This window comes from Eisenbergiella massiliensis, from assembly GCF_003435485.1.
Genome location: NZ_QVLV01000013.1, coordinates 105,533 through 117,752 on the forward strand (window position 1 = coordinate 105,533; position 12,220 = coordinate 117,752).

The 12,220-nt window shown below is 52.3% G+C and carries 8 protein-coding genes; all 8 read right to left on the reverse strand.

Annotation, left to right across the window (positions count from 1 at the left end):
* Positions 1–107: 107 nt before the first annotated feature.
* A complete protein-coding gene (locus tag DXC51_RS18200; protein WP_181970135.1) occupies positions 108–731 on the reverse strand; it encodes a DUF4340 domain-containing protein in 624 nt (207 codons plus the stop codon).
* A complete protein-coding gene (locus DXC51_RS18205) occupies positions 731–2,845 on the reverse strand; it encodes an ABC transporter permease (protein WP_117545107.1) in 2,115 nt (704 codons plus the stop codon). Before DXC51_RS18205 ends, DXC51_RS18200 begins: the two co-directional genes overlap by 1 nt.
* Positions 2,829–3,893, reverse strand: a complete 1,065-nt coding sequence (locus tag DXC51_RS18210; protein WP_117545108.1) for an ABC transporter ATP-binding protein — start codon at positions 3,891–3,893, stop codon at positions 2,829–2,831. The genes DXC51_RS18205 and DXC51_RS18210 overlap by 17 nt, the downstream gene beginning before the upstream one ends.
* 560 nt (positions 3,894–4,453) lie before the next feature.
* Positions 4,454–7,123, reverse strand: coding sequence for an ABC transporter permease (locus tag DXC51_RS18220; RefSeq protein WP_117545110.1), 2,670 nt, complete (start codon positions 7,121–7,123; stop codon positions 4,454–4,456).
* Positions 7,120–7,806 carry an ABC transporter ATP-binding protein gene (locus DXC51_RS18225; protein WP_117545111.1) on the reverse strand — a complete coding sequence of 229 codons (687 nt, stop codon included), beginning with the start codon at positions 7,804–7,806 and terminating at the stop codon, positions 7,120–7,122. Before DXC51_RS18225 ends, DXC51_RS18220 begins: the two co-directional genes overlap by 4 nt.
* 105 nt (positions 7,807–7,911) lie before the next feature.
* Complete coding sequence (locus tag DXC51_RS18230) at positions 7,912–8,838, reverse strand: sensor histidine kinase (RefSeq protein ID WP_243003225.1); 927 nt, start codon at positions 8,836–8,838, stop codon at positions 7,912–7,914.
* Entirely contained in the window at positions 8,835–9,506 is a 672-nt protein-coding gene (locus DXC51_RS18235) for a response regulator transcription factor (RefSeq protein WP_102290237.1), read from the reverse strand. Before DXC51_RS18235 ends, DXC51_RS18230 begins: the two co-directional genes overlap by 4 nt.
* Before the next feature lie 172 nt (positions 9,507–9,678).
* Positions 9,679–12,102 carry a leucine--tRNA ligase gene (gene leuS / locus DXC51_RS18240; RefSeq protein ID WP_025490129.1) on the reverse strand — a complete coding sequence of 808 codons (2,424 nt, stop codon included), beginning with the start codon at positions 12,100–12,102 and terminating at the stop codon, positions 9,679–9,681.
* Positions 12,103–12,220: the final 118 nt, after the last annotated feature.

A 12,220-nucleotide genomic window follows, 5' to 3' on the forward strand; every position in this document is an offset into this window, starting at 1 on the left:
TTTTTGTACAGCGCCATAACACCGGCAGCTTTATAGCTTCAAAAAACGTCCGCCCGCCAAAGCCGGAGCTGTGACGGACGGACAAATGCTCTTTGCAGCCTGTATTTTTAATTTTCAGCGGAGGCTGTTTCTTCACCGCTCTCAGCCGGCGTTTCCGTTCCGGTTTCAGCAGGGGCTTCCGTGCTTTCTTCTGTCGTTTCAGGCGTCTCCTCAATAAAATCTGCCGGTTCCCTGTCAAAGGCGGTAACGATATAGGAGCTTACCGCATAAACCTGGGAATTTCCTTCCAAGCGGACATAGTAATCCCCGGTAATATCATTCTTGTTTCCCACATGAAGAATTACGCTGGATCCGTTTTCCAGGACGGCGGTTATTGTACCTGCCGGATTATCCAGCCCGTATTCCGCCAGATTTTCCGGAGTTTCCACCACTGTATCCGTGGTGATATGATCGATATTGTTTATAAGCGCGCTGATCTCTGTCTGATCCAGATTCATTTCCCGGTCGTCCGCATTGTACCAGGTGTCATCCTCCTTCACAAAATTCAGGGTATGGGCTCCTGTTGCGGAAAGTGACTTTACCTCCCCGGAAGAAAAATCCGTAACCACAGCAGCTTCCGGCGCCGTTTCCTCTGTTTCGCTTAAATCAAGATGCTTGACGAGAAAATAGGCGCCTATGCTGAGCAGGCAGATAATAATCAGAACAATCAGCTGGATTCTTTTCTTTTTCATCAGCGTTTCCTCCTTCCGGCCCATACAAAAATACCTGCGATAATCAGCCCCAGAGGCAGGAACAGCATCAGAACGGAACCGATGGTAAAGGCCGTGCCGTCATTCACCGTGATTACAGAGGCTTCATAGGATTTCACGGGAACGGATACGCTCACCTCACTGTCGGACATGGAGGCCACAACATTGGTAAACAGCGTCAGGTTGGCATCCGCCACCATGGTGTTTGCATTGTCCGTAAACAGATTTTCCGAGGTAAACAGCGTCAGCTGCGCTGTGCCTTCCTCCAGTGTCTTTTCCGCATGAACGCCCACGTCAAAGGGGCCTGCCGCGTCGCCGTCTTCCATATTTACCGTCTGCGCCTGATTGATATCAGTCTTAGAATAGGAGGACGCTGAGGTGGTAAGCAGAGGGGTTATGCTCACACCCTCCGTCTCCTGCGATGTAATGCCCTGGGCATAAGGCATGAAAATATATTTTTTGCCTGCTACGCCGTTTGTGAGGGAATCATAAGCTACCTCCGGCAGCAGGTAGGTGGGCTGCTGGTAGCACATGGAGGAATCTCCCTCCAGCACAAGCCCGTTTACCACGGACAGCCCGAAGTAATCAAGAACCTTCTGCAGGTTCGGCATGGATGCGGCAAAATCATCCACATAGGAGGTGGTCATCAAAATCTTCCCGCCTTTATCCAGATAGGCAATCAGCTTATCCGCATCATCGGACGAAATATCGCTGACAGGCGCCATAATCAGCACTCCCTGGGCATCCTCCGGCACGCTCTCCAGGGTAAGGAGATTGATGGATTGAAGCGCTGCATTCTGCTTTGTCAGCCCATTCTGGAATGCGGTGGAAAGCGTAAGCTCATCCTGCCCCTCCAGCGTATACAGCACAGGCATGTCGTCGCTGGTCACATAGGCCAGGGCGCTTGTGATCTGTCCTTCTCCGTCATAACCCGTCACCGTGCTGCTGTAGGTGGTATAATCTACCTGCGTTTCATAAATATCGCTGTAATTGATTACCTTGAACCGCTTGTCACTGACCACAATGAGGGAATTCATGCTGATATTGCCATCCGTGTAGTCTTTATAAAAATTCGGGTTTACCACCGGATCCTTATACTCCACCCTGATATGTCCGGAAAGGTCCGTATACCGATCCAGCGTCTGCTTCAGGGTGGTATCCTGCTTTTCTTCAGACTGCAGTATGTAGATTGTCACATCCTCCGACAGATTCCTTGCAAGCTCTTCCGACGTATCCGTGAGAGAATAAAGTTTTTCCGCCGTCATGTCAATGGAGGTAAAACGGGCCGGCAGCTCTCCTGCCGCCAGATTTAAAAATACTGCCGCCACCAGCACTATGGCGATCATCCCTGTGCTGTAGGCCCCCATCTGCAGGCTTTTTACGGAAACCTGATAACGTCTCTTCTGTACCGATTGAACCGTGAGAAAGAGGAATATCACGGTAAACGTAATAAAGTAAAGCACCGATTTCAGCTCCAGCGTCCCCTGCATCATATTTTCCAGGCGGCTGGTCATATCATATATATTCAGTATTCTGGTAAGCAGATTCCCTGTGGAAGAAATCAGGCCGGTAATGCTGTTCATCATATATCCCAAAAACAGCGCCCCGAAACTCAGAACCGCAGCGATGACCTGGCTTTCCGTCACGGAAGAGATGAATAAGCCGATGGCAATGCAGCTTAAGCCGTACAGATAATAAGCCAGCAGCGCCGTATAGCTTTCTCCGAAGGATACCGTCCCGAACCGGGAAAGAATCAGCGGGTACACCGCTATCACAAGGGTGGATATGGTAAAAATCGTGGCCGCCGCCAGATATTTCCCAAGCACCACTTTTCCCACGGATACCGGGGAGGTAAGGATCAGCTGATCCGTTTTCTGTCTGCGTTCCTCAGACATCATGCGCATCGTCAGAAGCGGAACGGTTATCAGCAGCAGAAAAAGAATGCTGTACACCGTGTTCGCCATGCTGGAATATCCGAAACGCAGGTTCAGGGCAAAAAAGTACAGGCCTGACAGGAAAATATTGGCCGCCAGGAACAGCCAGCCTGTCATGGAACAGAAATAAGCTTTCAATTCTCTTTTATAAATCGCTGTCATTGTCCGTACCCTCCTGCGCTTCTTCTGATTCTTCCGCTTCTGCCGCTTCTTCTTTTTTACGTCCCAGGCGCAGCTTTTTCCTGCTGCCTGCTTCTCCGGCTTTTTCCCCGGTATTTTTTTCCGAATCCGTCAGTTCCAGGAAAATATCCTCCAGGGACTTGGCGGTAACATGCATATCCATTAGAGGCAGGCGCGCATCTGCAAGCAGATAAAAAAGTTTTTCCCGTATATCGCAGTCCTCCCCTGTTTTAATGACCGCTTTTGTCTGCGTTTCCGATATTTTTTCCAGGCTGCTGCCCTCAATCTCTTCCAGGCCGTCAAGAACGGACTGTAGCTCCTCCGGGGTGCCCTTTACGGTAATTTCCAGCTCCTCCTCACCCGTTATCAGCCTGGTAAGCCCTTCCGGCGTATCACAGGCCGCCAGGCTGCCTTTGGAAATAATCAGGATCTGGTCGCAGATCGCGCTGACCTCGGACAGGATATGGGAGCTTAAAATGACCGTATGCTTATCCTTCAGGCTTTTAATCAGATCGCGGATTTCAATAATCTGCTTGGGATCCAGGCCAACGGTAGGCTCATCCAGAATAATGACCTCCGGCGAGCCAAGCAGCGCCTGGGAAAGCCCCACCCTCTGTTTATAGCCCTTGGACAGGTTGCGTATCAGACGGTCCTTCATATCCAGGATACGGGTCATTTTCATGACCTCTTCTATGCTCTCCTCCCGTTTCCCGGAAGGAATCCGTTTCAGCTGCGCTGCAAAACGCAGGTATTCTCCCACCGTCATATCAGGATAAACAGGGGGCATTTCCGGCAGGTAGCCGATGCAGCGTTTGGCCTCCTCCGGCTCCTTCATCATATCATGGCCGTTTATCTTTACCTCGCCTGCGGTGGGGGCCAGATAGCCGGTAATAATATTCATCGTAGTCGATTTTCCCGCGCCGTTGGGGCCCAGGAATCCATAGATCTGGCCCTTTTCCACACGGAAAGAAAGGTCGTTGACAGCATAGTGGCTGCCGTATTTTTTCACCAGATGACTGACTTCTATCATCTTTTTGTCCTCCTATTATTTTTGGGTGCCGGTGGGGTGAGGCCGTGATGCTTTCCTGCGGGGCTGCGTTTCCGTGGGGGCGTTTCCGGGGGCTTTGGCCTGGCATGCTGGATCCGACTGGGGCGGCGGGGGTTTTTCCGGATCCCGTTATGCCGGGCATTGCGATGAGCCTGGGGCAAAAATTGTGTCAGGAAAGCCTTCCACAATTTTCAGTCTCATCTCCATGGCATAGAGGGATCCGGAAAAACCCCCGCCGCCCCAGCCGGATCCAGCATGCCAGGCCAAAGCCCCCGGAAACGCCCCCACGGAAACGCAGCCCCGCAGGAAAGCATCACGGCCGCAGCACGGCAACTCTAAAAATAAATGTATTCCCAAAATGTGTAAAAATGTTGGTGGAACTGTGATTTTTCTGTGAAATATGTATAGAAAAGGGAGGGTGATACGATGCTGTGAGAAGGAAAAGGAATTTAGGAAGGAAAATTTCTGGTGCGAATTGACGTAGATAATCAAACGTAGATAAATGAATGTGAATAAGAGTGCCAGAGGAATGCCCCGCGTTGTTACGGGGTATTCCTCTGGCGGTTGATTTGGGTGAGTATGGGGGTTTTGAGGGCGTGGAGGGTGGGGAGGGTGACGGCAAGCAGCGCGGCGGCGAGGTTGATGAGGAGGGCTGCGGTAATGGCGGAAGGTGGGACCGGGGCCTTGGCGGAGAGGTAGAGGTAAATGTGGCTGAGGATATAGGAGGCGGCCCGGGTGGCGGCGGCGGTGGCCGTTAGCATGAGGAGGGAGGAAAGGAGGGCATAGCGGAGGGCTTCTTTGGCGATGAGGGTAAGGAGTCTTCTGTCTGAAATTCCCATGGCACGGATGATGCCTATTTCATGTCTTCTGGAAAAAATAAGGTGGCTGAGGCTGTTTCCGGTGTGCAGCAGGCCGGCCAGGAAAAAAAGCAGGGCGAGCGCATAAAAATAGAACATTTTCTGGCGCAGGTACAGTTCCTTTTGTTCGATTGCCCGGGTGTAGTCTTTGAGGACACAGTCAGGCAGGGCGGCGATTTTTTCCCGGATGGAATCGGCCGTGGGAGCGGCTTTTGCTTTTTCTTCTTTAATGATGCTCAGCACGCTGCTGCCGCGGACAGCAAAATTTTCCTGCAGCTGTTGTGTGGTCATAAGGATACTGTAGGTGATATCCGTGGTATTGGCTGTATAAAGATTGGGGTCTTTGGTCAGGGAGCGGCTGACAATGGCGGCTATGGTAAATTCCCTGGTTTCATATTCCAGGTTTTCCGGGAAGCTGCGGCATTGGGAAAGGGGAGCCTGTCCGCTGGGAACCTTCAGCAGGATGGTATCCCCTGCTTTTTTTGTGGTGCTGTCGTAATTTCCCTGTCCGTCCATAATCGCTGTCAAAATCACTGTATTTTTTTCCTTCATCTGGCCGGGATCGATTTTCCCTTCCAGAAGGAAAGCTTCCAGCTGGGCGAGCAGATCGTCGTCATAGCCGAGGAGATTGCATTTGACCGCAACGCCGCCGTCTTCTGTTTTCTCCGATATGCCGTGGCAGAACGTCTGATATTCTCTGTTGACTTCCGTAAAGTAGTCCTGCCACAGGAATTCCCCTGGCGCAAAAAGGATCTGGCAGGGAAGGCCGCTTACGGTGTGAACCCTTTCCACGCCCGGAAGGTCCGCAATGCTCCGGGCGGTTTCCTCCGGTATGCTGTTCATCCGCTCTCCTGTCTCCAGGAGCACCTGATAGCCGGCGCCCAGTCCGTCGTCAGATTTCAGGGCGCGTTCATCGTGCAGCCTGGTGTTTATAATCACATAATCGGTGCACAGGAAAATCACGCCGCCCATGGCGAGGGACACAAGCAGGCTGAAAAATGCCGCCCTTCCCGGATATAGAAGTCTGGAAACAAGCGCGCGGGCCGGGCTTTTATTCCGGAGGGCGCAGGTTGTCCGGGCATATTTTATGCTGCGGTTTTCCCTGCGCAGCTCCACGGCCTCCTGCCGGTGTATCCTTCTGATAAAAATGAGGGTGATAAGCAGTAAAAGAATGAGCAGGGACAGCAGGCAGGAGGCCGAAGTCCACAGACTTACATGAAAGGTCCGCGCGGCGGAGGCGGTACGCTGCAGCAGTTCCTCTGCTGCCGGGAGGGAAAGCGCTTCCTGGGAAACTCCCATTCCCTTGCTGAGAAAAACCGTATTGAACCGGGAATAAAGGGATTTTACCGCCAGATTGCCCAGAATGAAGCCTGGAATCCAGCCCAGCAGCAGGAAAGCGGCCAGCTCTGTGAAAATAATTCGGAAGATTCCGGTGTCTCCCACGCCGATGGATCGGAGTATGCCATATTGAGGCAGGCGCTTCTGTATGGATATACGGAATACACTATATAAAACAAAGGCGCCGAAAAAGCCAAGGAGCAGAAGGATCCCTCCGCCTGCCGGGTCTGACTGCTTTTTTAATTGCAGAAGCAGATAAGTAATATCCGCATCCCGATCCACAAAGGCTTCCTTCCAAAGCGTTTTCAGGGAAGCTTTCTGGGAGCCGCCAAGATAGCGGTTGACAGGCTCATTTTCACCCATCTGCCCGGGCTGCAGGCCAAACCGGGCGCAGAAGGCCTCCCACTGAGAGTGCAGCCTTCTTTCTTCCCCGAATTTCAGGAACACAAAGGCACGGCCCGTTTCCTCCGGCGTGTCCTCGCTTACAAAGGCTTCCATCGTTCCCACGGATGCTGCCCATCTGTCCCTCAGAATCCCCGTAAGGGTATAGGTTCTGCCGTCCAGCTCCACCTGTGTGCCCGGGCCGCCTGTAATCCCCAGATTACGCAGGGTATAACGATCCATTGCCACCTGGTTTCTGTCTTGGGGGTAGACGCCCTCCAGCAGTTCGCGGTGAAGCATGCTCCGGTAATTTTCATCTCCATACAGAAGGGTGATCCGGCCGGGCTGAGTGAGCACCTTTTTCATTTCCACGCAGCCATAGGAAACAATATCGTAATCCGGATGCCGCCCTCCTTCCCGCAGCTCCTGCATCAAAGGCCCGGTTTTTAACGTATAATAATTCCAGTCGCCGTAAATAAGCCGGTTGTTTTCCAGATTTCCCATACGGCTGCTGTACAGAAGGGAGCCTGTCCCGGAAAGCAGGGCGGCCACAAAAATAACGGCGGCAAGGCAGGCCGCGGTATCCCTTTTATAATAGCTCATATTCTGCCGGACGAAGGCGCATATGGTTTTCACAGGAGCATCCCTCCTTCCGGGCACAGTCTGCCGTCTTCTATTCTGAAGATCCGGTTACAGGACTGGGCGATCACCTCATTGTGGGTGACCATAAGCACCGTCTGGGAATATTTCCGGGAGCTTGCCTTCAGAAGGCCTATCACATCCGCCGCTGTGGCGGAATCCAGATTTCCCGTGGGCTCATCCGCAAGCAGGACCGCCGGCCTGTTTGCCAGAGCCCTGGCGATTGCAGCCCGCTGCTGCTGCCCGCCGGAAAGCTCCTCCGGAAGCTTCATCCTTTTTTCCCACAGACCCAGTCCCTCCAGCAGTTCCCGGATATAGGCATGATCCATATGCCTCCCTTTATCAAAGCTTAAAGGAAGAGCCACATTATCATACACGTTCAGCACCGGCATCAGGCTGTAGTTCTGGAAAACAAAACCGATATTCCTCCTGCGGAAAACCGTCCTGCGCGCAGAAGACATACCCGCCAGGGAATGGCCGCGGATGATAATATTCCCTTCCGTGGGCGTATCCAGGCCGCCCAGCAGATTTAAAAGCGTTGTTTTTCCGGAGCCGGACGTACCGCACAGCGCGGCAAATTCCCCCTGTTTTACGCTGAAGGTTACATCTTGCAGCGCCCTTACCGCATTTTCGCCCCGGCCGTAGATTTTTCCCAGTCCTGTTGTCTCCACTGCATTCATGGTTGGCTCTCCCTCTTTTTGTAACAGCTCAGGCTGGACTGAGCTGTTACCTCTTTTTCACAATTGTTACATAACTTATTGTAACAGGGATTTCTTGCAGAAATGCTACAAAGCCGGGGCTGGATTCTTACAGTTTTGCAAGAACAGGGAAAAACAGCTTCCTCCGCCGGGCGCAGGTTCCACCGTCAGATAGCCCTTTTCCTGTTCCGCAATCAGGCGGGACAGATACAGGCCGATTCCTGCCCCTTCCCGGGCCCGGACCTCCTTTCCCCGGTAAAACCGCTGAAAAACCAGGGACTGCTCGTCCCTTCGCACACCTATCCCCTGATCCGTCACCAGAATCCGGCTGTAGGTTTCATAGCGCTGCAGGCCAATTTTTATTTTGGAATGAGGCGGGGAATATTTGACCGCATTTTCCAGGAGGTTCACCAGGATCTCCGCCGTCCATTCCGGGTTATGCCACAGCATCGTTTCTCTCAGGCCTTCCGCTTCTATGGCAATCTCCTTCTTTTCGGCTTTTTCATAAACAGCGAATACGGCCATGCGGACCGCGGCGCAGATGTCCGCGTTCTCTTCCCGGAAAGAAATCACGCCCTGTTCGAGCTTCACCATCTTGAACAGGGAAGCTGTCAGCCAGTCTATTTTTTCCGTCTGTCTGCGCAGCTTCTCCAGGAAGTCCTGCCGCCTGCCCTCAGGAAGCTCCTGCCTGCAGAGCATTTCCACATAAAGCAGCACATTGGCCAGCGGTGTCTTAAGCTGATGGGACATATCGGAAATCAGCTGCTTTACCTGCTCCTTTTCTTCCTGCGCCCTCCCGATTTCCAGATTCAGCTTTTCCTGAACCCGCAGGCATTTGGCCGCCAGCGCGGACAGCCTGCCCTCTTCCAGCCCGCTGATTTCTATCCGTTCTTCCGAGAGCACCTGCTCCAGCATTCCGTCCGCTGCACGGTAAAGTTCGTTGTATTTCCGGTAATACCAAAAGGCTGCGACCGCCAGTGCGCCGCAGATACACCACCAAAGCATAGTCATCATCCTTCCCTCCAGAAATAGCCCAGCCCATGTACCGTGCGGATGATTTCAGGGCTGGCCGGATCCTTTTCTATTTTCAGCCGCAGCCTGCGTATGTTCACAGACACCGTATTTTCGTCCACAAATCTACCCTGGCCGTCCCACAGCTGCGACAGGATCTGCTCCTTACTCAGCACCTGCCCTTTATTTTCCATGAGATAAAGCAGCAGCCGGTATTCCTGATAGCTGAAGGCAAGCTCTTCCTCTCCCCTCCATACCCTGCATGCGGCTTTATCCAGTGTGATACCGTTGGAATACAGCTTCTGCGGCTCCGGGCTGCGGCGCAGAAGGCTGTGGATTCTCGCTTTCAGCACCGAAAGGGAAAAGGGCTTGGTCAGGTAGTCGTCCGCTCCCAGATTCAGGGCCTTCACCTCGTCCAGCTCGGAATCCCGGGCGGTGAGCATCAGCACAGGCGTCTGTGCCAGGCGGCGGATCCGTTCGCAGAACTCAAAGCCGCTCCCGTCAGGCAGGTTGCAGTCCAGAAGAATGAGATCACAGGCGTTTTTTCTAAACTGCCCTTCCCCCTCTTCCATGGTCGAAGCCGCAATGATCGAATAGCCTTCTGCTTCCAGGGAGTAGGCAAGCCCCTCCTGCAGATCCATATCATCCTCTATTATAAGTACTGTACTCATTTTTGCTCCCTTCATAACAGCTCCTGTCTCCGACATTTTACGAAACCTGCCTTTACTGCTTAATCTCCGGCTTGCGGCATTCTCTCTGCCGTCCATGAGCCGTATTTATTTCCTCAGCAGATACAAAAGGGCCTGCCGGAGAGTTTCCGGTAAGCCCTTTTATTCAGCCATATTAAGGCTTCACAACAATATTAATAATCTTGCCCGGAACATAAATTTCCTTTACCACAGTGCCGCTCAGCTTGCCTGCTGCTTCCAGCGCTTTCTTGCCTTCCGCAATGGCGTCTTCCTTGCTGATATCAACGGGTACGGTGACAACCAGCTTGGTTTTGCCGTTCACCTGAACTGCCACTTCCTTTTCGTCATCCGCCATGGCCGCCTTGTCGGCTACCGGCCATACCGCATGGAATACGGAATCGGTTCCGCCCAGCTGGCGCCACAGCTCTTCGCCGATATGCGGTGCAAAAGGAGCCAGAAGGATTACCGCCGTCTGCAGTGTTTCCTTGTCGATACCGCCGTTTCTTGCCATATCCACCATTTTGTTGGTATATTCCATAAAGCCGGAAATTACCGTATTGAGGCTGAAGTTTTCCAGTCTGGTGGTGATTTCATGGATCATTTTGTGGCGTACCTTCACCATTTCCTTCGTGGCCTGCACGCCGCTGTCCTTATTGTCCATAACCAGATTCCAGAAACGGTTCAGGAAACGATTTACGCCGTCGATTCCTCTGTCGTCCCATTCGCTGTCAAGCTCCGGCGGCCCTACGAACAGTTCGTACATACGCAGGGAGTCACAGCCGTAATCTCTTACCAGATCATCCGGGGACACCACGTTTCCTTTGGACTTGCTCATCTTGATGCCGTTCTTTCCGGTAATCATACCCTGATTGAACAGCTTGACAAAAGGTTCGTCAAAATCGATTACGCCGATATCACACAGGAACTTGGTGTAGAAACGGGAATACAGCAGATGAAGCACCGCATGCTCAACACCGCCGATATACATATCAACCGGCAGATATTTGTCCGCTTTCTCGCGGCTCACCAGTTCCTTGTCGTTTTTATTGTCCACATAGCGGAGGAAGTACCAGGAGGAGCCGGCCCACTGAGGCATGGTATTGGTCTCTCGCTTCGCAGGCGCGCCGCAGACAGGGCAGGTGGTATTTACCCACCAGTCAATGTCGGCCAGAGGGGATTCTCCCGTTCCTGTAGGCTGATAGGATTCCACCTCGGGAAGAAGCAGCGGAAGCTGATCCTCCGGCACCGGTACGCAGCCGCACTTCGGGCAGTGAACAATCGGGATAGGCTCGCCCCAGTAACGCTGGCGGGAGAATACCCAGTCACGCAGCTTATAATTAACTGTTTTGCGGCCAATTCCCATTTTTTCAATCATCACAGGTGCTTCTTTCTTGAGCACCGCGCTTTCCATGCCGTTCCATTCGCCGGAATTGATCATGGTGCCGGAAGCATCCGTATAGGCTTCTTCCATATTTTCGATTTCCTTACCATCCTTGGCAATTACCTGGATTATAGGAATATTGAATTTTCTGGCAAATTCAAAGTCTCTGTCATCATGGGCGGGAACGCACATAATCGCGCCCGTGCCATAATCTGCAAGCACGTAATCGGAAAGCCAGATCGGAACCTTTGCGCCGTTTAAAGGATTGATGGCATAGGTTCCCGTAAACACGCCTGTTTTTTCCTTATCCTGAAGCCTGTCCACGTTGGATTTCATGGATGCCTCGTAGATATATTTTTCCACGGCTTCCTTATTTTCAGGGGTGGCAAGCTTTGCCGCCAGCGCATGCTCCGGAGCCAGGACCATAAAGGTCGCCCCATGGAGGGTATCCGGCCTTGTGGTGTAAACGGTGATCTTCTCATCGCTGCCCTCTACCGGGAAGTCCACTTCAGCGCCGTAGGATTTACCGATCCAGTCGGTCTGCATCTTCTTTACCTTTTCCGGCCAGTCAAGCTTGTCCAGATCGTTCAGCAGGCGATCCGCATAGGCTGTGATTTTCAGCATCCACTGCTTCAGGTTCTTCTTGGTAACCTCGGCGCCGCAGCGTTCACATTTACCGTTTACCACTTCTTCGTTGGCCAGGCCCGTCTTACAGGAAGGACACCAGTTGATGGGCATTTCCTTCTCATATGCCAGCCCTGCCTTGAACATTTTTACAAAAATCCACTGGGTCCACTTATAGAAATTCGGATCGGTGGTATTGACTTCCATATCCCAGTCATACAGAGCGGCGATCTGCTTGATCTGGCTCTTGATTTTGGATACGTTATCCGCCGTGGATACAGCGGGATGAACTCCCATTTTAATCGCATAATTTTCTGCGGGAAGGCCGAATGCGTCCCAGCCCATGGGATGAATGATATAATGGCCGCCGTTTAACATTTTATAACGGCTCCACACATCGGAAATGACATAGCCTCTCCAATGCCCTACATGAAGTCCGTTTCCTGAAGGATAGGGAAACATGTCCAGACAGTAGTATTTGGGTTTCTTTCCGTCGTTGACGTTGATGGGATGGGCCTCCCATTCCTTACGCCATTTTTCTTCAATCTCTCTGTGATTGTATGGTGCTGCCATAGCTTCCTCCTTTTTACTGCCGTTTAAAAGCTGGCGGGCAACTGCCGCGCTGTTAAAATTACCTCGTATTAATAACCGCATACAGGCTGTCCCGCCGCATAACAAAAGCCCTTTCTTC

What these genes read in the sequence shown, in the direction of transcription:
- DXC51_RS18200 (WP_181970135.1), bottom strand. Translation starts at nt 731, where the DNA reads ATGAAAAAGAAAAGAATCCAGCTGATTGTTCTGATTATTATCTGCCTG.
- DXC51_RS18205 (WP_117545107.1), bottom strand. Translation starts at nt 2,845, where the DNA reads ATGACAGCGATTTATAAAAGAGAATTGAAAGCTTATTTCTGTTCCATG.
- DXC51_RS18210 (WP_117545108.1), bottom strand. Translation starts at nt 3,893, where the DNA reads ATGATAGAAGTCAGTCATCTGGTGAAAAAATACGGCAGCCACTATGCT.
- DXC51_RS18225 (WP_117545111.1), bottom strand. Translation starts at nt 7,806, where the DNA reads ATGAATGCAGTGGAGACAACAGGACTGGGAAAAATCTACGGCCGGGGC.
- DXC51_RS18230 (WP_243003225.1), bottom strand. Translation starts at nt 8,838, where the DNA reads ATGATGACTATGCTTTGGTGGTGTATCTGCGGCGCACTGGCGGTCGCA.
- DXC51_RS18235 (WP_102290237.1), bottom strand. Translation starts at nt 9,506, where the DNA reads ATGAGTACAGTACTTATAATAGAGGATGATATGGATCTGCAGGAGGGG.
- leuS (WP_025490129.1), bottom strand. Translation starts at nt 12,102, where the DNA reads ATGGCAGCACCATACAATCACAGAGAGATTGAAGAAAAATGGCGTAAG.